Source organism: Streptomyces sp. NBC_00448 (assembly GCF_036014115.1).
Classification (GTDB): domain Bacteria; phylum Actinomycetota; class Actinomycetes; order Streptomycetales; family Streptomycetaceae; genus Actinacidiphila.
This window is the reverse complement of sequence record NZ_CP107913.1, coordinates 1502827-1528074: the sequence shown is the minus strand read 5'-3', so window position 1 is coordinate 1528074 and position 25248 is coordinate 1502827. Positions and strand designations below refer to the sequence as shown.

Annotated in this window: 20 protein-coding genes; 17 read left to right on the top strand and 3 right to left on the bottom strand. The window is 73.2% G+C overall.

Annotation, left to right across the window (positions count from 1 at the left end):
* The first annotated feature begins 308 nt into the window (after positions 1-308).
* Complete coding sequence (fusA, locus tag OG370_RS06410) at positions 309-2459, top strand: elongation factor G (RefSeq protein WP_328461498.1); 2151 nt, start codon at positions 309-311, stop codon at positions 2457-2459.
* A 96-nt stretch (positions 2460-2555) separates the two neighbouring features.
* On the opposite strand, the gene OG370_RS06405 is transcribed toward fusA, so the two are convergent.
* Entirely contained in the window at positions 2556-4334 is a 1779-nt protein-coding gene (locus OG370_RS06405) for an Ig-like domain repeat protein (RefSeq protein ID WP_328461497.1), read from the bottom strand.
* Between the two features lie 236 nt (positions 4335-4570).
* Positions 4571-5071 (bottom strand): transcriptional regulator BldD, encoded by a 501-nt coding sequence (bldD, locus tag OG370_RS06400; protein ID WP_222964393.1) that lies wholly within the window; start codon positions 5069-5071, stop codon positions 4571-4573.
* A gap of 187 nt (positions 5072-5258) precedes the next feature.
* Here bldD and pyrR point away from each other — a divergent pair, with 187 nt between their 5' ends.
* The 14 genes from pyrR (at position 5259) to OG370_RS06330 (ending at position 22646) form a co-directional block, all read left to right on the top strand.
* Complete coding sequence (pyrR, locus tag OG370_RS06395; protein ID WP_328461492.1) at positions 5259-5894, top strand: bifunctional pyr operon transcriptional regulator/uracil phosphoribosyltransferase PyrR; 636 nt, start codon at positions 5259-5261, stop codon at positions 5892-5894.
* A gap of 222 nt (positions 5895-6116) precedes the next feature.
* Positions 6117-7154, top strand: a complete 1038-nt coding sequence (locus tag OG370_RS06390; protein ID WP_328461490.1) for an aspartate carbamoyltransferase catalytic subunit — start codon at positions 6117-6119, stop codon at positions 7152-7154.
* A 2-nt stretch (positions 7155-7156) separates the two neighbouring features.
* Positions 7157-8443, top strand: a complete 1287-nt coding sequence (locus OG370_RS06385) for a dihydroorotase (RefSeq protein WP_328461488.1) — start codon at positions 7157-7159, stop codon at positions 8441-8443.
* Entirely contained in the window at positions 8440-9057 is a 618-nt protein-coding gene (locus OG370_RS06380; protein WP_328461486.1) for a PH-like domain-containing protein, read from the top strand. The genes OG370_RS06385 and OG370_RS06380 overlap by 4 nt, the downstream gene beginning before the upstream one ends.
* Positions 9054-10202, top strand: a complete 1149-nt coding sequence (gene carA, locus OG370_RS06375; RefSeq protein WP_328461484.1) for a glutamine-hydrolyzing carbamoyl-phosphate synthase small subunit — start codon at positions 9054-9056, stop codon at positions 10200-10202. Before OG370_RS06380 ends, carA begins: the two co-directional genes overlap by 4 nt.
* Complete coding sequence (gene carB, locus OG370_RS06370) at positions 10195-13512, top strand: carbamoyl-phosphate synthase large subunit (RefSeq protein ID WP_328461482.1); 3318 nt, start codon at positions 10195-10197, stop codon at positions 13510-13512. Before carA ends, carB begins: the two co-directional genes overlap by 8 nt.
* A gap of 191 nt (positions 13513-13703) precedes the next feature.
* Entirely contained in the window at positions 13704-14807 is a 1104-nt protein-coding gene (locus tag OG370_RS06365; RefSeq protein ID WP_328473853.1) for a quinone-dependent dihydroorotate dehydrogenase, read from the top strand.
* Entirely contained in the window at positions 14804-15718 is a 915-nt protein-coding gene (pyrF, locus tag OG370_RS06360) for an orotidine-5'-phosphate decarboxylase (RefSeq protein WP_328461478.1), read from the top strand. The genes OG370_RS06365 and pyrF overlap by 4 nt, the downstream gene beginning before the upstream one ends.
* Positions 15719-15975: 257 nt before the next feature.
* Positions 15976-16299: an integration host factor, actinobacterial type gene (locus tag OG370_RS06355; RefSeq protein ID WP_202232479.1), complete on the top strand. Its 324-nt coding sequence runs from the start codon at positions 15976-15978 to the stop codon at positions 16297-16299.
* A 108-nt stretch (positions 16300-16407) separates the two neighbouring features.
* Complete coding sequence (gene gmk, locus OG370_RS06350; protein ID WP_328461473.1) at positions 16408-17031, top strand: guanylate kinase; 624 nt, start codon at positions 16408-16410, stop codon at positions 17029-17031.
* 90 nt (positions 17032-17121) lie between these two features.
* Positions 17122-17397: a DNA-directed RNA polymerase subunit omega gene (gene rpoZ / locus OG370_RS06345; protein ID WP_103887663.1), complete on the top strand. Its 276-nt coding sequence runs from the start codon at positions 17122-17124 to the stop codon at positions 17395-17397.
* Positions 17398-17519: 122 nt separating this feature from the next.
* Positions 17520-18740: a bifunctional phosphopantothenoylcysteine decarboxylase/phosphopantothenate--cysteine ligase CoaBC gene (gene coaBC / locus OG370_RS06340; RefSeq protein ID WP_328461471.1), complete on the top strand. Its 1221-nt coding sequence runs from the start codon at positions 17520-17522 to the stop codon at positions 18738-18740.
* A gap of 371 nt (positions 18741-19111) precedes the next feature.
* Positions 19112-20329 carry a methionine adenosyltransferase gene (metK, locus tag OG370_RS06335; protein ID WP_328461469.1) on the top strand — a complete coding sequence of 406 codons (1218 nt, stop codon included), beginning with the start codon at positions 19112-19114 and terminating at the stop codon, positions 20327-20329.
* 163 nt (positions 20330-20492) lie between these two features.
* A complete protein-coding gene (locus OG370_RS06330; protein ID WP_443060623.1) occupies positions 20493-22646 on the top strand; it encodes a primosomal protein N' in 2154 nt (717 codons plus the stop codon).
* Between the two features lie 256 nt (positions 22647-22902).
* Here the strand turns inward: OG370_RS06330 and OG370_RS06325 are convergent, their stop codons facing one another.
* Positions 22903-23379 carry a hypothetical protein gene (locus OG370_RS06325; RefSeq protein WP_328461467.1) on the bottom strand — a complete coding sequence of 159 codons (477 nt, stop codon included), beginning with the start codon at positions 23377-23379 and terminating at the stop codon, positions 22903-22905.
* A 254-nt stretch (positions 23380-23633) separates the two neighbouring features.
* Between OG370_RS06325 and def the strand changes: the two genes are divergently transcribed.
* Positions 23634-24179, top strand: a complete 546-nt coding sequence (def, locus tag OG370_RS06320) for a peptide deformylase (protein WP_328461465.1) — start codon at positions 23634-23636, stop codon at positions 24177-24179.
* A 97-nt stretch (positions 24180-24276) separates the two neighbouring features.
* Positions 24277-25209 (top strand): methionyl-tRNA formyltransferase, encoded by a 933-nt coding sequence (fmt, locus tag OG370_RS06315; RefSeq protein WP_328461463.1) that lies wholly within the window; start codon positions 24277-24279, stop codon positions 25207-25209.
* The last annotated feature ends 39 nt before the right edge of the window (positions 25210-25248 follow it).

The following is a 25248-nucleotide window of genomic DNA, read 5'->3' as shown; positions in this document are numbered from 1 at the left end:
ACAGCCTTGCCGGGCGCGGCCGTTGACGTATCCGTCGCAGGACATGAGAGGGGAGCCCGCCGTGCGCCACCGCACCGCTGCAGTTGTTCCCCCGACCGGGCACCAGGTGCTCCTCGTGTCCACGTCCGCCCGGTGCCCGCTGCGCGCCCGGCACCGGAAGTCCGCGACGACAGCCTGACGTTCGCACCATCCGAGCCCCAACCCTCAACGGCCCTCTGGCTGTTGTGGTGCGGCTCGGCCATGTCGGCTGCTTCGGCCGCGATATCGCGCTGCCCTGACCAGGATCAGTCCCGAAAGGCCCGACGGCCATGCGCAGCAACCCCGTCCCACGCACCGCCGACCCGCTCGCCACCGTACGCAACCTGGGCATCCTCGCCCACGTCGACGCGGGCAAGACCACCGTCACCGAGCGGTTCCTCTACCTCACCGGCGCCACCCACAAGCGCGGCGAGGTACACGACGGCACGACCGTCACCGACTTCGACCCGCAGGAGCGCGACCGCGGCATCACCATCTTCGCCGCCGCGGCCAGTTGCGACTGGGCCGGCCACCGGATCAACCTGATCGACACCCCCGGGCACGTCGACTTCGCCGACGAGGTCGAGCGCTCGCTGCGGGTGCTGGATGGCGCGATCGCGGTGTTCGACGCGGTCGCCGGCGTGGAGCCGCAGAGCGAGTCGGTGTGGCGGCAGGCCGACCGGCACGGCGTGCCCCGGATCGCGTTCGTCAACAAGCTCGACCGGGCCGGCGCCGACCTCGACTCGGCGGTGGAGTCGATCCGGCGGCGTCTGCACACGGTGCCGCTGGTGGTCCAGCTCCCGATCGGGCGCGAGGACGGCTTCACCGGCGTGCTGGACCTGGTCGCGATGCGCGCGCTGACCTGGAGCGAGGGCGGCGACATGGCCGACGGCGAGGTGCCCGGCGGCCTGCTGGACGAGGCCCGGCGGCGGCGCCGGCTGCTGGAGGAGACGGTCGCCGAACTGCACCCGGCCGCGCTGGAGGAGTTCTGCGCGCACTCCGCGGTGCGCGACGCGACGCTCGTCGCGGCGCTGCGCGACCTCACCCGCAGCGGTGAGGCCGTCGTGGTGCTGTGCGGTTCCGCCTACCGCAACCGCGGGGTGGAGCCGCTGCTCGACGCGGCCGTGGCGTACCTGCCGTCGCCGCTGGACGTGCCGCCGGTGCGCGGCACCGCCACCGGGCGCGGGCTCGCGGCCGGCCAGGACCGGACCCGGGAACGCGCGGCCGACCCGCAAGCGCCGTTCGCCGGGCTGGTGTTCAAGGTGAACTCGACCGCGACCGGTCGGCTGACCTTCGTACGGGTGTACTCGGGCACGTTGCGGAAGGGGGACACGGTGCTGGACGCGGGCGCGGGGCGCACCGAGCGGGTCGGGCGCATCCTGCGGATGCGGGCCGACCGGCACACCGAGCTGGACCAGGCGGTGGCCGGCGACATCGTGGCCGTGGTCGGGGTGAAGTCCGCGCGCGCCGGGGCGACCTTGTGCGCGGCCTCGGACCCGCTGGTGCTCGAACCGCCCTCCGCGGCCGAGCCGGTGGTCTCCGTCGCCGTCGAGGCGCGCCGCAACACCGACACCGACCGGCTGGTCACCGCGCTGGCCCGGCTGGTGGAGGAGGACCCGTCGCTGGCGGTGCGGACCGACCCGGAGACCGGGCAGACCGTGCTGTCGGGGATGGGGGAGCTGCACCTGGAGGTGGCGGTGGAGAAGATCCGCCGCGCCCAGGGGCTGGAGATCGCCGTCGGCAGGCCGCAGGTCGCCTACCGCGAGACGGTCGCCCGCGGCGTGACCGGCCTGGTCTATCGGCACGTCAAACAGGACGGCGGCGCCGGGCAGTTCGCCCACGTCGTCATCGACGTCGAGCCGTTGCGGCCCGGCGCGCAGTCCACGGAAGGATGCGCGGAAGGAGGCGCGGGTGCGGAGCGTACGGCGGAGGTGTTCGCGTTCGACTCGACGGTGGTCGGCGGGCGGGTGCCGCGGGAGTACGTGCGCGCGGTCGAGGACGGCTGCCGTGACGCGCTCGCCGAGGGCCCGATCGGCGGGCACCCGGTGACGGGCGTGCGGGTCACGCTCACCGACGGGGCGACCCACTCCAAGGACTCCTCGGAGATGGCGTTCCGCACGGCGGGCCGGTTCGCGCTGCGCGAGGCGCTGCGGGCGTCCGCGATGGTGCTGCTGGAACCGGTGGTCGAGGTCACGGCCACGGTTCCGGACGACGCCGTCGGCGGCGTGCTCGGCGACCTCGCGGCCCGGCGCGGCCGCGTCACCGGTTCCACCGCCCGCGCGGGCACCACCGTGGTCACCGCCACGGTGCCCCTGGTCGAGCTCTTCGGCTACGCCACCCGGCTGCGCAGCCGCACCCAGGGCCGCGGCACCTTCACCACCCGCCCGGTCGGCTACGCCCCGGCCCCGGCCGGGGCGACCGGCGCAGGCTCGGCGCGGTAGCCCCGCGGGGAGCCGCACCTGCCGGGTGGTGCGGACCGATACGGCCCGCACCACCCGGCTCGCACCTCCGGCCGGTCCGCTGGGCGCCCTTCCGTGTCAGCTCGTGATCTTGAGCGTGACCCAGTCCGCGGAGCCGTCGTGCAGGGCGTCGCCGGCGTAGACGACCGTGTACAGCACGTTCCCCGCGCCGGCGGGCGGCACGTCGTGGACGGTGAAGCCGCCGTCGGCGGCGACGGCCGTGTCCGGCAGGTCGGTGGCGCCCCCGCTCGTCAGCCGCTGCACGTTGACGACCGTGCCGGCGGGCAGCGTCGCCCCGCTGCTGCTCAGGGTGCCGTGCAGGTCCACACCGTCGGGAGTCGCGGTGCCGGGCGGGTCGAGCGCCAGTTGTGTGGGCGCCTTGGCGACCTCCACGGTCACGGTCGCGTCCGGGGCGGGATCGTGTGCCGCGTCGCCGGCGAAGGAGACGGTGTAGACGGCCGTTCCTGTGGTCGACGGAGTGTCGGCCAGGGTGAAGGTGCCGTCCGCGCCGGCCGTCGCGGACGGCACGGTGTGGTCGCCGTCGGCGTCGTGGCGCACCGCGGTCACCCGCACCGGGTCGGACGGCGCCGGCCCGTTCAGCCGCAGCTTCCCGGCGATCCGGACGGACCCGCCCGCGTAGGGGTGGTCGGGCTGGACGGTCAGCGGGCCGTCGAAGGCGGAGTGCCAGCGTGCGTCCGGGTTGGTGATGACGTGCAGCCAGAACGCGTCCCCGGCGGCGTCGGTGGTCATCGCGAAGAGCCGTGAGCCGTCCGCGCTGAAGGCGAGACCGCGGTCGGCGATCCGGTCGCCGCCGTCCGCGCCGTCGGTGAAGGCGTACTGCCGGGGTGTGTCGCCCTCGGCGGGGTCGGCACCTTGGACCAGCAGGTCGGCCGCGGCGCCGTCGACGGCGCCGCCGCGGGCGACGAGCGAGCCGTCGGGGCTGAACGCGACCGCGGTGGAACTGGTGCCCGCGGGCAGCGAACCGTAGCCGGGCGAGGCGTCGGAGAGGTCGGCGGTGGACAGCACCTTGGTCCCGGCGGTGCCGGCGGCGACCGCGGTGACCGCGCCGTCCGGGCTGATCGCGACGTCCCGCGGCAGCGCCGAGGGGTCGGTGGCCGCGGCGTACGACCGCAGGGCCAGTTGCTGTGGACCGGTGGTGGTCGCGTCGTAGAGTCCGACGTACAGCTTCGGCGTGCCGTTGCTCGTGAAGGTCTCGACGAGCCGGTCCGGAACGCCCGGCGAGGTGGCGAACTTCGCGTCGACGTAGCTGAACACCCCCCGGACGAAACCCCCGCCGCCGTCGAAGCGGCCGGAGTTGAGCGCCTGGGGCTCGGTGGTGCAGTCCTTCGGATAGGCCTGGCTGGTCATGCGGGTGAACCACAACTTGCCCCCGGCGGTGCCGATGTCACCGGCGCACTCGCCCTGGAAGAAGTCGTGTCGCACCCAGCCGTTGCCCGTGAGGGCGAGGGTGTCGGCGTTGAAGATCAGCACGTCGCTGGCGGCGGTGAGATAGAGGATGCTGCCGTCGGCGGAGAGCATCATGGCGCTCGCGACGAACATCGAGCTGCCGATGTTGACGGTCTTCAACAGGTTTCCGTCGAAGTCGTACACGAGCAACTCGGCGGTGGCCGCGTTCACCCCGCTGCCGGTGGTCACGTACACGCGCCCGCGTGCCTGGTCCACCAGCATCCGCGAGTACGAGGCGGTCGGCAGTTTCACCGCGACGTCGTTCGGCTCACCCGGCTCCGCGGCCGCCTGCGCGGCCGGGACGGCGGTGGCGAGCAGGGAGCCGCCGAGCGCGAGCGCCGCCACCAGCCTCCCGCTGCGCCGGAAAAGGGCATGGCTGCGTCTGGTCAAGAGTTCCCCCCACAAGGACTTCGCTTTACCAACTGGGCGCAAACAACGGCCCATGACTCAGGGCCTGTTGAAATGTAACAGCGGGATGGAGGCGGTGTGGGGAAATGGTGTGCGCCGATGGGCGTTCGGGCTACGTGGCGTCGCCCGGACATACGACTCGCCCGGGGCGGCGGCCCATGACAGGGCGCCGCCCCGGGCGAGGGGACGTTTCTGCAGCAGAGCTGCCGCGAGAGCGGTCAGCCCTCGTCGTGCTGCACCGCGCGGCGGGCGTCCGCGTCGAGGACGCCCCACGAGATCAGCTGCTCGGTCAGCACCGAGGGCGACTGGTCGTAGATGACCGCGAGAGTGCGCAGGTCATCCTGGCGGATGGACAGCACCTTCCCGTTGTAGTCGCCGCGCTGGCTCTGGATGGTGGCCGCGTAGCGCTGCAGCGGGCCGGCCTTCTCCGGCGGGACCTGGGACAGCCGCTCCAGGTCGAGCACCAGCTTCGGCGGCGGCTCGGCGGCGCCACCGGGCGTGGTGCCCGGCAGCAGCTCCTGCACCGGGACGCCGTAGAAATCGGCGAGCTCGGCGAGGCGCTGGACGGTCACGGCACGGTCGCCGCGCTCGTAGGACCCCACGACCACTGCCTTCCAGCGGCCCTGGGACTTCTCCTCGACGCCGTGCAGGGACAGCCCCTGCTGCGTGCGGATGGCCCGGAGTTTGGCTCCGAGCTGCTTGGCGTAATCGCTGGACATATGGCTCCCCGGACGGAAACTCGGTGACTCACTGTGAGGTTACGCAGCGTAATCCGGGCTCGTCAAGCGGAAAGCCGCCGACCGGTGCCTGACCTGGGCCGTCCCGGTCGCCTGATACGGTGGACGGCGTACCCCCAGACGTCCTTTAAGACCCGTCCCGTGAGGCGGGGAAGGAGGTCCCCGACCCATGGTCGACGACCGCAGTACCAGCGCGAGCACCACGCTCGGCGCGCACGCCCGGGCCCAGGGCCCCGGCGCCGCCCGCCCCGTGCTCGAAGGCCCGGACATCGCCCGGGTGCTCACCCGCATCGCCCACGAGATCGTCGAACGCGCCAAGGGCGCCGACGACGTGGTGCTCCTCGGCATCCCCACCCGCGGGGTCTTCCTCGCCCGCCGGCTCGCGGACAAGCTCGCCGAGATCACCGGCCGGGCCACCGCCGTCGGCTCGCTGGACATCACCATGTACCGCGACGACCTGCGGCTGCACCCGCCGCGCGCGCTCGCCCGCACCGACATCCCCGGCGACGGCGTCGACGGACGCCTCGTCGTCCTCGTCGACGACGTGCTCTTCTCCGGCCGCACCATCCGCGCCGCGCTCGACGCGCTCGGCGACATCGGCCGCCCCCGCGCGGTCCAGCTCGCCGTCCTGGTCGACCGCGGCCACCGCGAGCTGCCGATCCGCGCGGACTACGTCGGCAAGAACCTCCCCACCTCGCTGCGCGAGACCGTCAAGGTGCTGCTCGCGGAGGAGGACGGCCGCGACAGCGTGCTGCTCGGCCAGAAGGACCCCGGCCCGCGCGCGGGCCACTCCGCGGACGGTTAGCGCACCCACCCCGCACCAGGCCCCCGCACGGGGCCCCTGGCGCCCTTGCGCCCCGGCCGGGCCGAAACGCCTGGCCGGCCCGCGCCCGGCGCGCCCTGCGACGCACCACGCGCCCCCGTCACCGCCCGCACCGCCCGAGCCCGCACGCCCGGCCGGCCGCCCGGGTGCGAACTCCCACCGCACCCGCCCGGTCCCGCCGCCCAGCCCCCGGAGTCTGTCCGCATGAAGCGCCACCTGATCTCGGCCGCCGACCTCACCCGCGACGACGCCATCCTCGTACTCGACACCGCCGAGGAGATGGCCCGCGTCGCCGACCGGCCGATCAAGAAGCTGCCCACCCTGCGCGGCCGCACCGTCGTGAACCTCTTCTTCGAGGACTCGACCCGCACCCGTATCTCCTTCGAGGCGGCCGCCAAGCGGCTGTCCGCCGACGTCATCAACTTCTCCGCCAAGGGCTCCTCGGTCTCCAAGGGCGAGTCCCTGAAGGACACCGCGCTCACGCTGGAGGCGATGGGCGCCGACGCGGTCGTCATCCGCCACCACTCCTCCGGCGCCCCGCACCGGCTGGCCACCTCCGGCTGGATCAACTCCTCGGTGGTCAACGCGGGCGACGGCACCCACGAGCACCCCACCCAGGCGCTGCTCGACGCGCTGACCATGCGCCGCCACCTGTCAGGCGTCGGCCGCGACCTCGACGGGCGCCGGATCACCATCGTCGGTGACGTGCTGCACAGCCGGGTGGCCCGCTCCAACGTGCTGCTGCTCACCACCCTGGGCGCCGAGGTCACCCTCGTCGCCCCGCCGACGCTGCTGCCGATCGGCGTCGAGACATGGCCCTGCCGGGTCTCCTACGACCTGGACGCGGTGCTCGCCAAGTCCGACGCGGTGATGATGCTGCGGGTGCAGCGCGAGCGGATGAACGCCGCGTTCTTCCCCACCGAGCGCGAGTACGCCCGCCGCTACGGCCTGGACGGGCTGCGGATGGCGGCCCTGCCGGAGCACGCCATCGTCATGCACCCCGGCCCGATGAACCGCGGCATGGAGATCACCGCCGAGGTCGCCGACTCGCCCCGCTGCACCGCCGTCGAGCAGGTCGCCAACGGCGTCAGCACGCGGATGGCCGTGCTCTACCTGCTGCTCGGCGGCTCCGAGCCGGCGATCGCCCCGGCCCGTACCGAGACCGCCGAGACCGCCGAGCCGGCCCGGCCCACCGACGCCCCCCGCCCCACCGAAGCCGCCCGTACCGAGGAGAGCAAGTAACCATGAGCAAGATCCTGATCCGCGGTGCTCGGCTGCTCGGCGGCGAGGCCCGGGACGTCCTGATCGACGCGGGGACCGTCGTCGCGGTCGGCACCGACCTCACCGCGGAGGGCGCCGACTTCGTGGAGGGCGAGGGCCGTATCCTGCTGCCCGGCCTGGTCGACCTGCACACGCACCTGCGGGAGCCGGGCCGTGAGGACTCCGAGACGGTGCTCACCGGCACTCGCGCGGCGGCTGTCGGCGGGTACACGGCGGTGCACGCGATGGCGAACACCTTCCCGGTCGCCGACACCGCCGGTGTGGTGGAGCAGGTGTGGCGGCTCGGCAAGGAGTCCGGGTACTGCGATGTGCAGCCGGTGGGCGCGGTCACCGTCGGGTTGGAGGGCAGGAAGCTCGCCGAACTGGGGGCGATGGCCGACTCCGCGGCCGGTGTGCGGGTCTTCTCCGACGACGGGAAGTGCGTGGACGACGCGGTGATCATGCGCCGCGCGCTGGAGTACGTGAAGGCGTTCGACGGGGTCGTGGCGCAGCACGCGCAGGAGCCGCGGCTGACCGAGGGCGCGCAGATGAACGAGGGCATCGTCTCGGGTGAGTTGGGCCTGACCGGGTGGCCGGCGGTCGCGGAGGAGTCGATCATCGCCCGGGACGTGCTGCTGGCCGCGCACGTCGGCTCGCGGGTGCACATCTGCCACCTGTCGACGGCCGGGTCGGTGGAGATCGTGCGGTGGGCGAAGTCCAAGGGCTGGGACGTCACCGCCGAGGTCACCCCGCACCACCTGCTGCTCACCGACGAGCTGGCGCGTACCTACGACCCGGTCTACAAGGTGAACCCGCCGTTGCGGACCGAGGCGGATGTGGTGGCGCTGCGGGAGGCGCTGGCCGACGGCACCATCGACTGCGTCGCCACCGACCACGCCCCGCATCCGCACGAGGACAAGGACTGCGAGTGGTCCGCGGCCGCGATGGGGATGGTGGGGCTGGAGACCGCGCTGTCGGTGGTGCAGCACACCATGGTCGACACCGGGCTGCTGGACTGGGCCGGGGTCGCGGACCGGATGTCGACCCGGCCTGCCGCGATCGGGCGGTTGGTGGGGCACGGTCGGCCGATCGCCGTCGGCGAGCCCGCGAACCTGGTCCTGCTCGACCCGGCATACCGTGGGACCGTCAACCCCGCGGGCTTCGCCTCCCGCAGCCGCAACACCCCCTACGAGGGCCGCGAGCTGCCCGGCCGGGTCATCGCGACCTTCCTACGGGGCCACGCCACGGTCATGGACGGGAAGCTCACGTGACGACTCTGACAGCGCTGGCGGCCACCGCCGCCGAGGGCGGCAAGCACTCCGCGAAGGTCACCCACTGGTCGGACCGGCTCGGCTGGATCATCGGGCTCGTCCTGGTGATCGGCCTGGTCTACTGGCTGATGCGGCAGGGCTGGCAGTGGCGCCGCACCCTCCAGGGCGGCCTGCCCGAGCTGCCGGCCGCCCCCGAGGACCCGGCCGAGCTGGGCGAGCCGCTGCTGGTGATGGACGGCCGCTACCACGGCTCCACCACCGCCGGGCAGTGGCTGGACCGGATCGTCGCGCACGGCCTCGGCGTACGCAGCAGGGCCCGGCTCACCCTGACCGCGCGCGGCCTGCTGGTCGAGCGCACCGGCGCACCCGGCTTCCTGGTGCCGACCGCCGCCCTGCGCGGCGCCCGGCTCGACCAGGCCATCGCCGGCAAGGTGCTGCCCGAGGGCGGCCTGCTCGTCGTCACCTGGGAGCACGGCGGCACCCTCATCGACTCCGGCTTCCGCTCCGAGCACGCCGCGCAGCACCCGGCGTGGGCCGAGGCCATCACCGAGCTGAGCGGCGACCGCGCCGTGGCATTCAGCACCGAGAAGACCGAAAAGGAAGGCGCACGATGACGACCTCCACCCGGGCGGCAACCGCGCCCGCCGTACTCGTCCTGGAGGACGGCCGCATCTTCCGCGGCCGCGCCTACGGGTCCGTGGGGGAGACCTTCGGCGAGGCCGTGTTCTCCACCGGTATGACCGGCTACCAGGAGACCCTGACCGACCCCTCGTACCACCGCCAGGTCGTCGTCATGACCGCCCCGCACGTCGGCAACACCGGCGTCAACGACGAGGACTCCGAGTCCCGCCGGATCTGGGTGGCCGGATACGTGGTGCGCGACCCCGCCCGCGTCCCGTCCAACTGGCGCTCCCGCCGCACCCTCGACGAGGAGCTGACCGCGCAGGGCGTGGTCGGCATCAGCGGCATCGACACCCGCGCGCTCACCCGCCATCTGCGCGAGCGCGGCGCCATGCGGGTCGGCATCTTCTCCGGCGACGCACTGTCCGACGACGGCACCCTGCTGGCCCGGGTCCGGCAGGCCCCCGAGATGGCCGGCGCCGACCTGTCCGCCGAGGTCGCCACCACCGAGGCGTACACCGTGCCCGCGATCGGCACCAAGCGCTTCACCGTCGCCGCCCTCGACCTCGGCATCAAGGGCATGACCCCGCACCGCATGGCCGAGCGCGGCATCGAGGTGCACGTGCTGCCCGCAAGCGCCACCGTCGAGGAGGTCTACGCGACCGCGCCCGACGGGGTGTTCCTGTCCAACGGCCCCGGCGACCCCGCCACCGCCGACCTCACCGTCATCCAGGCGGTCCTGGAGCGCGGCACCCCGCTGTTCGGGATCTGCTTCGGCAACCAGCTCCTCGGCCGCGCGCTGGGCTTCGGCACCTACAAGCTCAAGTACGGCCACCGCGGCATCAACCAGCCGGTGCAGGACCGTTCCACCGGCAAGGTCGAGGTCACCGCGCACAACCACGGCTTCGCCGTCGACGCCCCGCTCGACCGGATCAGCGACACCCCCTACGGGCGCGCCGAGGTCAGCCACGTCTGTCTCAACGACAACGTGGTGGAGGGGCTGCGGCTGCTCGACAAGCCGGCCTTCAGCGTCCAGTACCACCCGGAGGCGGCCGCGGGCCCGCACGACGCCGCGTACCTGTTCGACCGCTTCACGTCTTTGATGAACACAGTTCTGATGGAGGGCCAGCGTGCCTAAGCGCACCGATATCCAGTCCGTCCTGGTCATCGGCTCCGGCCCGATCGTCATCGGCCAGGCCGCGGAGTTCGACTACTCAGGCACGCAGGCGTGCCGGGTGCTCAAGGCCGAGGGCCTTCGGGTGATCCTGGTCAACTCCAACCCCGCCACGATCATGACCGACCCGGAGATCGCCGACGCCACCTACGTCGAGCCGATCACCCCCGAGTACGTCGAGAAGATCATCGCCAAGGAGCGCCCCGACGCGTTGCTGCCCACCCTCGGCGGCCAGACCGCGCTGAACACCGCGATCGCGCTGCACGAGAGCGGCGCGCTGGCCAAGCACGACGTGGAGCTGATCGGCGCCAACGTCGAGGCCATCCACAAGGGCGAGGACCGCGAACTGTTCAAGGGCGTGGTCGAGGCGGTCCGGGAGAAGATCGGGCACGGCGAGTCCGCCCGCTCGGTGATCTGCCACACCATGGACGACGTGCTGGCCGGCGTCGACACCCTCGGCGGCTACCCGGTCGTGGTCCGGCCCTCCTTCACCATGGGCGGCGCCGGCTCCGGCTTCGCCCACGACGAGACGGAACTGCGCCGGATCGCCGGCCAGGGCCTGACGCTCTCGCCGACCACCGAGGTGCTCCTGGAGGAGTCCATCCTCGGCTGGAAGGAGTACGAACTGGAGCTGATGCGCGACAAGCACGACAACGTGGTGGTCGTCTGCTCCATCGAGAACTTCGACCCGATGGGCGTGCACACCGGCGACTCCATCACCGTCGCGCCCGCGATGACGCTCACCGACCGTGAGTACCAGATCCTGCGCGACATCGGCATCGCGGTGATCCGCGAGGTCGGCGTCGACACCGGCGGCTGCAACATCCAGTTCGCGGTGAACCCCGAGGACGGCCGGGTCATCGTGATCGAGATGAACCCCCGGGTCTCCCGCTCGTCCGCGCTCGCCTCCAAGGCCACCGGCTTCCCGATCGCGAAGATCGCCGCCCGGCTCGCCGTCGGCTACACGCTCGACGAGATCCCCAACGACATCACCGAGCAGACCCCGGCGTCCTTCGAACCCACCCTGGACTACGTGGTGGTGAAGGTGCCGCGGTTCGCCTTCGAGAAGTTCCCGGCCGCCGACGCCGCGCTCACCACCACCATGAAGTCGGTGGGCGAGGCGATGGCGATCGGCCGCAACTTCACCGAGGCGCTGAACAAGGCGCTGCGCTCGCTGGAGAAGAAGGGCTCGCAGTTCGACTTCGCGAGCCCGGTCGACCCGGCCGCGAAGGACGCCCTGCTGGAGACGGCCGGCGTGCCCACCGACGGCCGGATCAACACCGTGATGGCCGCGATCCGGGCCGGCGCCACCGCCCAGGAGGTCTTCGACGCCACGAAGATCGACCCGTGGTTCGTCGACCAGCTCTTCCTGATCAAGGAGCACGCCGACGAGCTGGCCGCCGCCGACCGGCTCGACCCGGACCTGCTCGCCGACGCCAAGCGGCACGGCTTCTCCGACGCCCAGATCGCCAGCATCCGCGGCCTGCGCGAGGACGTCGTACGCGAGGTCCGGCACACCCTCGGCATCCGCCCGGTCTACAAGACCGTCGACACCTGCGCCGCCGAGTTCGCCGCCCGCACGCCGTACTTCTACTCCTCCTACGACGAGGAGTCCGAGGTCGCGCCGCGCGAGAAGCCCGCGGTGATCATCCTCGGCTCCGGGCCCAACCGGATCGGCCAGGGCATCGAGTTCGACTACTCCTGCGTGCACGCCTCCTTCGCGCTGCACGACGCCGGGTACGAGACCGTGATGGTCAACTGCAACCCGGAGACCGTCTCCACCGACTACGACACCTCCGACCGGCTCTACTTCGAGCCGCTCACCTTGGAGGACGTGCTGGAGATCGTGCACGCCGAGACCCTCGCGGGACCGGTCGCGGGTGTGATCGTCCAGCTCGGCGGGCAGACCCCGCTCGGCCTGGCACAGGCCCTGAAGGACAACGGCGTGCCGGTCGTCGGCACCTCGCCCGAGGCGATCCACCTCGCCGAGGACCGCGGCGCGTTCGGCCGGGTGCTCGCCGAGGCGGGCCTGCCCGCGCCCAAGCACGGCACCGCCACCTCCTTCCCCGGCGCCAAGGCCATCGCCGACGAGATCGGTTACCCGGTCCTGGTCCGCCCCTCCTACGTGCTCGGCGGGCGCGGCATGGAGATCGTCTACGACGAGACGCGGCTGGCGGCGTACATCGCCGAGTCCACCGAGATCAGCCCGACCCGCCCGGTGCTGGTCGACCGGTTCCTCGACGACGCCATCGAGATCGACGTCGACGCCCTCTACGACGGCCACGAGCTGTACCTCGGCGGCGTCATGGAGCACATCGAGGAGGCCGGCATCCACTCCGGCGACTCCGCGTGCGCGCTGCCGCCGATCACCCTCGGCGGCCACGACATCAAGCGGCTGCGCGCCTCCACCGAGGCGATCGCCGCGGGCGTCGGGGTGCGGGGCCTGATCAACATCCAGTTCGCGCTGGCCGGGGACATCCTCTACGTGCTGGAGGCCAATCCCCGCGCCTCGCGCACCGTGCCCTTCACCTCCAAGGCGACCGCCGTGCCGCTCGCCAAGGCCGCCGCGCGAATCTCGCTCGGCGCGACCGTGGCCGAACTGCGCGCCGAGGGGCTGCTGCCCGCCACCGGCGACGGCGGCACCCTGCCGCTGGACGCGCCGATCTCCGTCAAGGAGGCCGTGCTGCCCTGGAGCCGCTTCCGCGACGTCCAGGGCCGCGGGGTGGACACCATCCTCGGCCCGGAGATGCGCTCCACCGGCGAGGTGATGGGCATCGACGCGGTCTTCGGCACCGCCTACGCCAAGTCGCAGGCCGGCGCGTACGGCGCGCTGCCCACCAAGGGCCGGGCGTTCATCTCGGTCGCCAACCGCGACAAGCGGGCGCTGATCTTCCCGGCGCGGGCGCTGATCGAGCACGGCTTCGAGCTGCTGGCCACCTCCGGCACCGCGGAAGTGCTGCGCCGCAACGGCATCGAGGCGCGGGTGGTCCGCAAGCAGAGCGAGGGGACCGGGCCCGACGGCGAGCCCACCGTCGTCACCCTCATCCACGAGGGCGAGGTCGACCTCATCGTCAACACCCCGTTCGGCACCGGCGGCCGGCTCGACGGCTACGACATCCGTACGGCCGCCGTCGCGCGGGGCGTCCCGTGCCTGACCACGGTGCAGGCGCTGGCCGCGGCGGTCCAGGGCATCGACGCGTTGACGCGTGGCGACATCGGGGTGCGGTCCCTCCAGGACCACGCGGCGTCGCTGGCGCTGGCCCGGGCGGAATAAGGGCGCCTCCGGGGGTGCGGGCAACGGCGCGCGCGACCGTCGTCGTGGCGCGCCGTGCCCGCAGGCCCAGCCCCCGCGGCGATGTCCCCGGACCGACGGCCGGTGGACGGCTGGTCGCGCAGTTCCCCGCGCCCCTTCGGGGCGCCCACCTTCGGGGCACGATGCCCTACCCCGAGATGACAGGCGAGACGATGTACAAGCTGTTCTTCGAGCTGGTGTTCCGCAGGATGGACGCCGAGAAGGCGCACCACCTGGCCTTCCGGTGGATCAGGCTGGCCGTACGGGCGCCGGTGCTGCGGACGTTCCTCGCGGCGGCGCTGGCGCCGCGGTACGAGAGCCTGCGCACGGAGGCGCTCGGCCTGCGGATGCACGGCCCGTTCGGGCTGGCCGCCGGCTTCGACAAGAACGCGGTCGCCATCGACGGGATGGCGATGCTCGGCTTCGGCCATGTGGAGATCGGCACCGTCACCGGCCAGGCCCAGCCGGGCAACCCGAAGAAGCGGTTGTTCCGGCTGGTCGCCGACCGCGCGCTGATCAACCGGATGGGCTTCAACAACGACGGGTCGGCGGCGGTGGCCGCCCGGCTCGCCGCGCGCAGGCAGGTCTTCCGGACCACCGTCGGCGTCAACATCGGCAAGACCAAGGCCGTCGCCGAGCAGGACGCGATCGCGGACTACGTGACGTCGACCGAGCGGCTGGCCGCGCACGCCGACTACCTCGTGGTGAACGTGTCCTCGCCGAACACCCCGGGCCTGCGCGACCTCCAGGCCACCGCGGTGCTGCGCCCGCTGCTGACGGCGGTGCGCGAGGCCGCCGACCGCACGGTCACCACCCGCCGGGTGCCGCTGCTGGTGAAGATCGCCCCCGACCTCGCCGACGAGGACGTGGACGCCGTCGCCGACCTGGCGGTGGAACTGGGCCTGGACGGCATCATCGCCACCAACACCACGATCGGCCGGGACGGGTTGCGTTCGGACCCGGCGCTGACCGCGGAGACCGGCGGCCTGTCGGGCGCGCCGCTCAAGGCCCGCTCGCTGGAGGTGCTGAGCCGGCTGTACGGCCGCGTGGGCGACCGGGTCACCCTGGTCGGCGTCGGCGGCGTGGAGGACGCCGAGGACGCCTGGCAGCGCATCCTCGCCGGCGCCACCCTGGTCCAGGGGTACACCGCTTTCATCTACCGCGGTCCGTTCTGGATGCGCGGCATGCACAAGGGGCTGGCCGCCCGGCTGGCCGCGAGCCCGTACGCCACTCTCGCCGACGCGGTCGGCGCGCAGTCCCGGAAGGTGACCGCATGACCGGCAGCACGAACCCGCAGGCGGGCGCCCCCGGATCGGGGCCAGGGCAGCCCGAGCCCTTCGGCGCCCGGCTGCGCAGGGCGATGGACACCCGGGGCCCGCTGTGCGTCGGCATCGACCCGCACGCGCGGCTGCTGACCGACTGGGGCCTGAGCGACGACCCCGGCGGCCTGGAGCGCTTCGCGCTGACCGTGGTGGACGCGCTGGGCGAGCACACCGCGGTGTTCAAGCCGCAGTCCGCGTTCTTCGAGAGGTTCGGCTCGCGCGGAGTCGCGGTGCTGGAGAAGGCGGTGGCCCGGGCCCGGGAGGCGGGCGCGCTGGTGCTGATGGACGCCAAGCGCGGCGACATCGGCTCCACCATGGCGGCGTACGCGGCCACCTATCTCGACCAGGGCTCACCGCTGTTCAGCGACGCGCTCACGGTCAGCCCGTACCTGGGCTTCGAGTCGCTGCGCCCGGCACTGGACGCCGCCGCGGCGTCGGGCGCGGGCGTGTTCGTCCTCGCGCTGACCTCAAACCCGGAGGGCGGGCAGGTGCAGCGGGCGACCGCGGCCGACGGCCGGTCGGTGGCGCAGGTGATGCTGGACGCCATCGCGGCGGAGAACTCCGGTGTGCGGCCGCTGGGTTCGGTCGGCGCGGTGGTCGGGGCGACGCTCACCGAGGCGGGCGCGGACCTCGCGGTGAACGGCCCGCTGCTGGCCCCCGGTGTCGGCGCCCAGGGCGCGACCCCGGCCGACCTGCCCGCGCTCTTCGGGGCCGCGCTGCCGAATGTGCTGCCGAGCGTGAGCCGGGATGTGCTGCGGCACGGTCCCGACCCGGTTGCTTTGTTGAAATCGGTACGAGCTTATGTGGATCAGGTGCGGGAGGCCGTGACCGGCACGGGTGAATCGAGCGGTATTACCGGCGGGTAATAGGGTCGGGAAACGGTCAAAAAAAGGGCCGCTTTCAACAACCTGGCCCATTGACGCCGAAACCTGTTCCGGTTTGTCCCGTATATCCCGCTGGATCGAGTCTGACCAGGACTTTTCATCTGTTCTCGCTGACTTGGGCCGCCGGGACCGCTAGTCTCCGACAGGAGCGCGCCGCCCAGGTGCGCCGCAGGTCGACCGGTACCCCCGGTCGGCTCGTACTCCCTATCCGATTGCTCTACATCCGAGGTGACGTAGGCGTGGCTCTTCCGCCCCTTACCCCTGAACAGCGCGCTGCCGCGCTCGAAAAGGCCGCCGCGGCTCGCCGGGAGCGCGCCGAGGTCAAGAACCGGCTCAAGCACTCCGGCGCCAGCCTGCACGAGGTCATCAAGCAGGGCCAGGAGAACGATGTCATCGGCAAGATGAAGGTCTCCGCCCTCCTTGAGTCCCTTCCTGGCGTCGGGAAGGTCCGCGCCAAGCAGATCATGGAGCGGCTCGGCATCTCCGAGAGTCGCCGGGTGCGTGGCCTGGGTTCCAACCAGATCGCTTCCCTTGAACGCGAGTTCGGCGGCGCCCCCGCCTAGGCCCTGCCCGACGGATGCCGCCCGCCGTGCAGGCGGGACGGCGCTGTCCGTCGGACGTGGCCATGACTCCGGGTCCCGCCGCTCTCGGGAACCGGGGATAATCGCTGCATGAGTTCTCCAGCCTCACCGGGGGCGGCCAAGCCCCTCGCCTCGCAGGGGGCTTCCCCGGCCGCCCCGGTCAGACATCCGCGACTGACCGTGCTCTCCGGCCCCTCCGGGGTCGGGAAGAGCACGGTCGTCGCCCATCTGCGCGCGTCCCACCCCGAGGTATGGCTCTCGGTGTCCGCCACCACCCGCAGACCTCGCCCCGGTGAACGCGACGGGGTGCAGTACCACTTCGTCGACGACGACGAGTTCGACAAGCTCGTCGCCAACGGCGAACTGCTGGAGTGGGCGGAGTTCGCCGGCAACCGGTACGGCACTCCGCGTCGCGCCGTACTCGACCGGCTCGCCGCCGGTGCGCCGGTGCTGCTGGAGATCGACCTGCAGGGCGCGCGGCTGGTGCGTACCTCGATGCCCGAGGCGCACCTGGTCTTCCTCGCCCCGCCGAGCTGGGACGAACTGGTCCGCCGGCTCACCGGCCGGGGCACCGAGTCGCCCGAGGTGATCGAACGGCGGCTGGCGGCCGCGAGGGTTGAACTGGCCGCCGAGTCCGAGTTCGACGAGACGCTTGTCAACACCTCGGTCGAGGATGTAGCGCGTGAGCTGCTAGCCTTGATGAAAATCGGGTGACCTCGCGAGCACCGCGCGGTCACCCGGCAGCGAGCCCCCGGTCCGGGGGCGTCGCCCAGAAGTCCTTCCACAAGTAGGGGTAGGTAGAGCGTGTCCTCTTCCATCACCACGCCCGAGGGCATCATCAACCCGCCGATCGACGAGCTGCTCGAGGCCACCGACTCCAAGTACAGCCTGGTGATCTACGCGGCCAAGCGCGCCCGCCAGATCAACGCGTACTACTCCCAGCTCGGCGAGGGCCTGCTGGAGTACGTCGGCCCGCTCGTGGACACCCACGTCCACGAGAAGCCGCTGTCCATCGCGCTGCGCGAGATCAACGCCGGCCTGCTGACCTCCGAGGCCGTCGAGGCGCCGCCCACCCAGTGAGGTGAGCACCAGCACACATCCCGGGCCCGGCGGCGCGACCGCCGGGCCCGTGGTGTGTCATGGGGTGTGCGAGCGAGTGAGCACGGCAACGTGACGGCGCGGCGGAACGGAGCGGAGCGGGCATGAGCAGGCCACAGGTCGTACTGGGTGTCGGCGGCGGCATCGCCGCGTACAAGGCGTGCGAACTGCTGCGCCGCTTCACCGAGTCCGGGCACGACGTCCAGGTGGTGCCCACCGACGCGGCACTGCACTTCGTCGGCGAGGCGACCTGGGCCGCGCTGTCCGGCAAGCCCGTCTCCACCCGGGTCTGGGACGGCGTCCACGGCGTCCCGCACGTGCGGATCGGGCAGCACGCCGACCTCGTCGTGGTCGCCCCCGCCACCGCCGACCTGCTCGCCAAGGCCGCGCACGGCCTCGCCGACGACCTGCTCACCAACACCCTGCTCACCGCCCGCTGCCCGGTGGTCTTCGCGCCCGCCATGCACACCGAGATGTGGGAGCACCCCGCCACCCGGGAGAACGTCGCCACGCTGCGCCGCCGCGGCGCGGTGGTCATCGAGCCGGCCGTCGGCCGGCTCACCGGGGCCGACACCGGCAAGGGCCGGTTGCCCGACCCCGACGAGATCCACCAGGTCTGCCGCCGCGTCCTCGCCCGCGGGGTGACCGCGCCGGACCTCGCCGGCCGCCACGTCGTGGTCAGCGCCGGCGGCACCCGCGAACCGCTCGACCCCGTCCGCTACCTCGGCAACCGCTCCTCCGGCAAGCAGGGGTACGCCCTGGCGCGCACCGCCGTCGCCCGCGGCGCCCGGGTCACCCTGGTGGCCGCCAACACCGACGCGCTGGCCGACCCCGCGGGCGCCGACGTGGTGGCCGTGGGCACCGCCGAGCAGCTGCGCGAGGCCGTGCTGAAGGCCGCCGCCGACGCCGACGCGGTGGTGATGGCCGCGGCCGTCGCCGACTTCCGCCCGGCCGCGTACGCCACCAGCAAGATCAAGAAGAGCGACGACGGTGCCGGGCCCGCGCCGGTGGAGCTGGTCCGCAACCCCGACGTCCTCGCCGAGCTGTCGGCGCACCGCGCCCCCGGGCAGATCGTGGCCGGCTTCGCCGCCGAGACCGACGACGTGCTGGTCAACGGCCGGGCGAAGCTCACCCGAAAGGGATGCGACCTGCTGGTCGTCAACGAAGTCGGCGGCGGCAAGGCGTTCGGCACCGACGACAACGAAGCGGTGATCCTCGGCTCCGACGGCAGCGCCACGCCGGTGCCGCACGGTCCGAAGGAGGCGCTGGCCGATCAGGTGTGGGACCTGGTCGCCGCCCGGCTGGCCCAGAGCGCTCAGCACTGAGCCGTCCGCCGACCGCGAACGGTCGATTCGTGAACAGTCGGTGAAATGAGCCGGCGCCCGTCCGTTCCACCGGCCGGGACCGGCTGCACGTGCACAGCTGCGCGCAGGCCGGGCGGACCGCGCAGCTCACGGGCCGCGGCACCCTGCCGGGAGCGGTCGTCGGCGGTCACCGGAAGCGACACGATCGGCTGACGAACGGGCGGCGAGTGGCCGGTGAGTGGACATCGAGTCGCAGGTTGTGGCATATCCAAAGAACGAGATGCCTGGCCCGTCCCCGGGACGCTCACGCTAAGCTGACTGCGGAGCGCCGGGCGCAGCCCTGTGCACTCCACCAGCTTGAGCCAGCAGCCGCTGCAACCCCAGGGAGCGATGTGTCCCGCCGTCTGTTCACTTCGGAGTCCGTGACCGAAGGTCACCCCGACAAGATCGCTGACCAGATCAGCGACACCATCCTCGATGCCCTGCTGACCGCCGACCCGTCCTCGCGGGTGGCGGTCGAGACGCTGATCACCACCGGCCAGGTGCACGTCGCCGGTGAGGTCACCACGACCGCGTACGCGGACATCGCCTCGCTGGTGCGGGGGAAGATCCTCGAGATCGGTTACGACTCCTCGAAGAAGGGCTTCGACGGCGCGTCGTGCGGCGTCTCGGTGTCGATCGGCGCGCAGTCGCCGGACATCGCGCAGGGCGTCGACACCGCCTACGAGAAGCGGGTCGAGGGTGGCGAGACCGACGAGGACGAGCTGAACAAGCAGGGCGCGGGCGACCAGGGCCTGATGTTCGGGTACGCCTCCGACGAGACGCCCGAGCTGATGCCGCTGCCGATCACGCTGGCGCACCGGCTGTCCAAGCGGCTCACCGAGGTCCGCAAGAACGGCACCATCCCCTACCTGCGGCCCGACGGCAAGACCCAGGTCACCATCGAGTACGACGGCGACAAGGCGGTCCGGCTGGACACCGTCGTGGTCTCCTCCCAGCACGCCTCCGACATCGACCTGGAGTCGCTGCTCACCCCCGACATCCGCGAGTTCGTCGTGGAGGTGGAGCTGAAGGCCCTGCTCGACGAGGGCATCAAGCTCGACACCGACGGCTACCGGCTGCTGGTCAACCCGACCGGGCGTTTCGAGATCGGCGGCCCGATGGGCGACGCGGGTCTGACCGGCCGGAAGATCATCATCGACACGTACGGCGGCATGGCCCGGCACGGCGGCGGCGCCTTCTCGGGCAAGGACCCGTCCAAGGTGGACCGCTCGGCCGCGTACGCGATGCGCTGGGTCGCCAAGAACGTGGTGGCCGCGCGGCTGGCGTCGCGCTGCGAGGTCCAGGTCGCGTACGCGATCGGCAAGGCCGAGCCGGTCGGCCTGTTCGTCGAGACCTTCGGCACCGCCAACGTCGACGTCGAGAAGATCGAGCAGGCCATCGGTGAGGTCTTCGACCTCCGCCCGGCCGCGATCATCCGCGACCTGAACCTGCTGCGGCCGATCTACGCCCAGACCGCCGCGTACGGCCACTTCGGCCGTGAGCTGGACGACTTCACCTGGGAGAAGACCGACCGGGTCGACGCGCTCCGCGCCGCGGTGGGCCTGTAACGGGTCCGCCCGCCCAGCCTCTGGAGCAGGGTTCCCGGACCTTGCGGTAGCCGGTGGCTTGTCGTGTCCTCGCGCCCCTGGGGGTGCGCGCTCCTCCTTCGCGGAGGAGCCGCACCCGTCCAGGGGCGCGGTGCTGTCGTAGACGTCTGGTAAGAATCACAGGGTGAGCGGCGACAACGGACCCGAGCGGGGGGCCTCCGAGGAGGCGGCCGGGGGCGGCGAGCCCTCCGAGGCGGGGCGCAGCACCGGGGGCGGGGAGCAGCTCGCGCTGATCCGGGAGACGGTCCGCAAGTCCCAGCAGCCGCGGGCCAAGCCGCGCACCTGGCGCGGGGCCGCGCTCGCCGAGGGCCTGCCGGTGGCCCGGGTGCTGGTCGACAAGGGCCTGGTCCACCTCGACCAGTTCTTCGACTACGCGGTGCCCGCCGCCATGGACGCCGACGCCCAGCCCGGGGTGCGGGTCCGGGTCCGGTTCGGCGCGCGGGTGGTCAAGGGCCGCCGCGAGGGCGGCACCCTGCACGACGGCTTCGTGGTCGAGCGCCGTACCGACAGCGACTACGCGGGCCCGCTCGCCCCGCTGGCCCAGGTGCTGTCCACCGAGCCCGTGCTCACCGCGCCGCTGCTGCGGCTGTGCCGCCAGGTCGCCGACCGGTACGCGGGCGCGCTCGCCGACGTGGTGCAGCTCGCCGTGCCGCCCCGGATGGCCCGGGCCGAGCGCGACCCCTCGCCCGACCCCCGCCCCGATCCGGCGGTGCCGCCGCCCGCCACCTGGTCCCGGTACGCCACCGGCCCCGCCTACCTGCAGGCACTCGCGCGCGGCGACACCCCCCGCGCGGTGTGGCTGGCGCTGCCCGGGCCGCACTGGCCGCAGGAGCTGGCCACCGCGCTGGCCACCACCCTCGCCTCCGGGCGCGGCGCGCTCGCCGTGCTGCCCGACGGGCGCAGCGCCGCGCGCGTCGACGCGGCCCTCACCGAACTGCTCGGCGCCGGCTGCCATGTCCTGCTCACCGCGGACGCCGGTCCCGAGGAGCGCTACCGGCGCTGGCTCGCGGTCAGCCGCGGCACCGTCAAAGCGGTGGTCGGCACCCGCGCGGCGATGTTCGCACCCGTGGCCGACCTCGGCCTGGTCGCCCTGTGGGACGACGGCGACTCCAGCCACGCCGAGCCGCACGCCCCGCAGCCGCACGCCCGTGACGTGCTGCTGCTGCGGGCCCGCGAGGAGCGCACCGCGTTCCTGCTCGGCGGGGTCACCACCACCGTCGAGGGCGCGCAGCTCGTCGACAGCGGCTGGGCGCTGCCGCTGGCCGCCGCCCGCGAGCAGGTGCGGGCGGCCGCACCACTGGTCCGTACGGTCGGCGACCTGGACCAGGCGCGCGACGAGGCGGCCCGCGCGGCCCGGCTGCCGTCGCTGGCGTGGCAGGTCACCCGCGACGCGCTGGCCCGCGGCCCGGTGCTGGTCCAGGTGCCCCGGCGCGGCTACGTACCCCGGCTGGGCTGCGACACCTGCCGGGCGCCGGCCCGCTGCGCGGCCTGCGCCGGGCCGCTGGAGGTGCGCGAGGAGGGCGGCACCCCCGCGTGCGGGTGGTGCGGGCGGCCGGCGGCGGACTGGCACTGCCAGGAGTGCGGGGGGTTCCGGCTGCGGGCGCGGGTGGTGGGGGCGCGGCGGACGGCGGAGGAGCTGGGGCGGGCCTTCCCCCGGGTGCCGGTGCGGACGTCGGGGCGGGACACCGTGCTGGCCACGGTCGGCGGCGCTCCCGCGCTGGTGATCGCCACGCCCGGGGCCGAGCCGGTCGCGGACGAGGGTTACGCGGCGGCGCTCCTGCTGGACGGCTGGGCGCTGCTGGGCCGCCCGGACCTGCGCGCGGCCGAGGAGGCGCTGCGGCGATGGGCGCTGGCCGCGGCCCTGGTCCGGCCGGCGGGGGAGGGCGGCACCGTCGTGGTGCTGGCCGAGCCGACGCTGCGGCCGGTGCAGGCGCTGGTCCGGTGGGACCCGGCCGGGCATGCCGTGCGCGAGCTCTCCGAACGTGCCGAGCTGCGCTTTCCGCCGGTGGCCCGGATGGCGGCGGTCGCCGGGCCGCCTGCGGCGGTGGCCGAGTTCGCCGATCTCGTCCGCCTCCCCCCGGGCACCGATCTGCTCGGGCCCGTGCCCGTACGGCGCCCCGCCGGCACCGAGCCCTGGGAGCGCCTGCTCTTCCGGGTGCCCCCGGGCACCGGCGCCGCGCTCGCCGCCGCGCTCAAGGCCGCGCAGGTCGCGCGCGCGGCCCGCAGCGGGAACACGGCCCCCCTCCAACTCCGTATGGACCCCCCCGACATCGGATAAGCGCTGCGGCGCCGCGCGGAAGTCGTCCCTGGCGGGGTGCCGGGGTGGAAGACATCCATCAACAGGGGCGCGGGGAACTCCCCCAGAGGGGGGACCCCCAGCGACCAGCCGCGATGGTGGCGCGCGTCGCCACCGGTCCGAAGGGGCTGTTGCTGTCGTGTCCGGACCACCGGCCGGTGGTGGGCTTGTCGCGCAGTTCCTCCCCCAGAGCTTCGCCTGGGAGGTGCCCCCAGCGCCCCTGGGGCGCCGTCGTCCGTCAGGGCATCCGGGGCCCGGGGAAGGGGGCGCCGTGGGTCCGCTCAGGCCCCGTGCCAACGGACTGCACGGGCTGATCCTCCTCCACGGAGCGAGCCGCAGGAACCGTCGGCGCGGCGCCCTCCGCAGGAGCCCGCCGGGACCCGTACCGGCGGTGCACCGCCTGTTTCGTGACCCCCAGCGCGGACCCCACCGCGTCCCAGGAGAACCCGAGCGAGCGGTCGAACTCCACCGCGGCCGTCACCAGGGTCTCCACACTGTCCCGCAACTCCTGGGCGAGCCGCACCGTCGGAGCCGGCGCCCGCCCGTACACCACGAACCCGGCCGAGGGCCCGCCGCGCCGCGGTCGGTAGACGTTCCCGAGCTGGGCGGTCAGGGTCCGCAGCGCGTCCACCTGCCGGCGGACCCGTTCGATGTCCCGCACCAGCAGGTGCAGGCTGGCCCGTGCCTGAGCATCGGGAGTTGCGTGGTCGGGCATCAACAAGCCTCTCCAACCGACGATGACAAGGATCGGGCCGCACGTTGTAGCCGTGTGCGAGCCCGATTTCGGTCAAACTCTCTTGACCAACGCGCCACCGCCCCCAGGAGTCACGCCCGACCGGCGCGGCGGCCGCCCCGGGGGCGCGCGCCGTCCGCGTGCACTCCCTGTCGCGGACCGCCCTAGAATTGACCCCCGCCCGTCGTCCGCCCGTGGTGCGCCCGGCGCCCCGACCGCCCCAGGAGACCGTGCCCGTGTCCGTCAAGCCCATCCGCCTGTTCGGCGACCCGGTGCTGCGCATGACGGCGCAGCCGGTCACCACCTTCGACCTCGAACTGCGCAACCTCGTCAAGGACTTGACCGACACCATGCTGGAGGCCCCGGGCGCCGGCCTGGCCGCGCCCCAGCTCGGCGTGTCCCTGCGGGTGTTCACCTACAACGTCGAAGGCGAACTCGGCCATCTGATCAACCCCGAACTCACGCTCAGCGACGAGTTGCAGGACGGCCCCGAGGGCTGCCTGTCGCTGCCCGGCCTCACCTACGACTGCGAGCGCGCGTACGGCGTCGTGGCCCGGGGCTTCAACATGTACGGCGACCCGGTCACCCTCGACGGCACCCAGCGGCTGGCCCGCTGCATCCAGCACGAGACCGACCACCTCGACGGCATCATCTTCGTCGACCGGCTCGACGCCGAGCGGCGCAAGGAGGCGATGAAGGCGATCCGCGAGGCCGACTGGGGCGCGCAGGGCGCCCCGCAGGTGAAGATCTCGCCGCACGACACGTTCGGCCGCGCCCTGTGAGCCGTGCGGCAGCACACCGAGCCCCCGCCGGCCGAGCCGACACCCGCCGTACCGTCACCCGCCGAGCCGCCGCCCACCGAGAGGTACACCCCGCACGATGAAGCTCGTCTTCGCCGGCACCCCCGAGGTCGCCGTACCCGCACTGGACGCCCTGCTCGCCTCCGACCGGCACGAGGTCGTCGCCGTCGTCACCCGGCCGGACGCCGTCGCCGGCCGCGGCCGCAAGCTGCTGGCCAGCCCGGTCGCGCAGCGTGCCGAGGAGGCCGGGATCGAGGTGCTCAAGCCGGCCCGGCCGCGTGACGAGGACTTCCTGGCCCGGCTGCGGGAGATCGGCCCGGACTGCTGCCCGGTCGTCGCCTACGGCGCGCTCCTGCCGAAGGTGGCGCTCGACGTGCCCGCCCGCGGCTGGGTGAACCTGCACTTCTCGCTGCTGCCCGCCTGGCGCGGCGCCGCGCCCGTGCAGCACTCCGTGATGGCCGGGGACGAGGTGACCGGCGCGTCCACCTTCCTCATCGAGCAGGGACTGGACTCCGGGCCCGTCTACGGTGTCGTCACCGAGGAGATCCGGCCCCGCGACACCAGCGGTGACCTGCTGACGCGGCTCTCGCATAGCGGGGCGCGGCTGCTGGTCGCCACGATGGACGGCATCGACAGCGGCGACCTCGTCGGCCGGCCGCAGCCCGCCGACGGGATCACCGTCGCGCCCAAACTCACCGTCGAGGACGCGGCCGTCGACTGGACCGCGCCCGCGCTGCGCGTCGACCGGCTCATCCGGGGGTGCACGCCTGCCCCTGGGGCGTGGACGCTGCTTGCCGGTGAGCGGGTCAAGCTCGGGCCGGTCGTTCCCGAGCCCGACGCGGAGGCCCTCGCGCCCGGGGAGATCTCGGTCACCAAGAAGGCCGTCTTCGTGGGCACCGGCAGCCATCCGGTCCGGCTCGGCGACGTGCAGGCGGTCGGCAAGAAGATGATGGGGGCCGCGGACTGGGCCCGGGGCACCCGGATCGAACCCGGGAGCCGGTTCGGGGCCTGAGCCCCCGGGGCGCCTGTTCTGTAAGTGCGGCCCCTTACG

Excerpts from the sequence above, each read along its gene's own strand:
- fusA (WP_328461498.1), top strand. The coding sequence starts at position 309 with ATGCGCAGCAACCCCGTCCCACGCACCGCCGACCCGCTCGCCACCGTA.
- bldD (WP_222964393.1), bottom strand. The coding sequence starts at position 5,071 with ATGTCCAGCGATTACGCCAAGCAGCTCGGAGCCAAACTCCGGGCCATC.
- pyrR (WP_328461492.1), top strand. The coding sequence starts at position 5,259 with ATGGTCGACGACCGCAGTACCAGCGCGAGCACCACGCTCGGCGCGCAC.
- OG370_RS06390 (WP_328461490.1), top strand. The coding sequence starts at position 6,117 with ATGAAGCGCCACCTGATCTCGGCCGCCGACCTCACCCGCGACGACGCC.
- OG370_RS06385 (WP_328461488.1), top strand. The coding sequence starts at position 7,157 with ATGAGCAAGATCCTGATCCGCGGTGCTCGGCTGCTCGGCGGCGAGGCC.
- carA (WP_328461484.1), top strand. The coding sequence starts at position 9,054 with ATGACGACCTCCACCCGGGCGGCAACCGCGCCCGCCGTACTCGTCCTG.
- OG370_RS06365 (WP_328473853.1), top strand. The coding sequence starts at position 13,704 with ATGTACAAGCTGTTCTTCGAGCTGGTGTTCCGCAGGATGGACGCCGAG.
- pyrF (WP_328461478.1), top strand. The coding sequence starts at position 14,804 with ATGACCGGCAGCACGAACCCGCAGGCGGGCGCCCCCGGATCGGGGCCA.
- gmk (WP_328461473.1), top strand. The coding sequence starts at position 16,408 with ATGAGTTCTCCAGCCTCACCGGGGGCGGCCAAGCCCCTCGCCTCGCAG.
- coaBC (WP_328461471.1), top strand. The coding sequence starts at position 17,520 with ATGAGCAGGCCACAGGTCGTACTGGGTGTCGGCGGCGGCATCGCCGCG.
- OG370_RS06325 (WP_328461467.1), bottom strand. The coding sequence starts at position 23,379 with ATGCCCGACCACGCAACTCCCGATGCTCAGGCACGGGCCAGCCTGCAC.
- fmt (WP_328461463.1), top strand. The coding sequence starts at position 24,277 with ATGAAGCTCGTCTTCGCCGGCACCCCCGAGGTCGCCGTACCCGCACTG.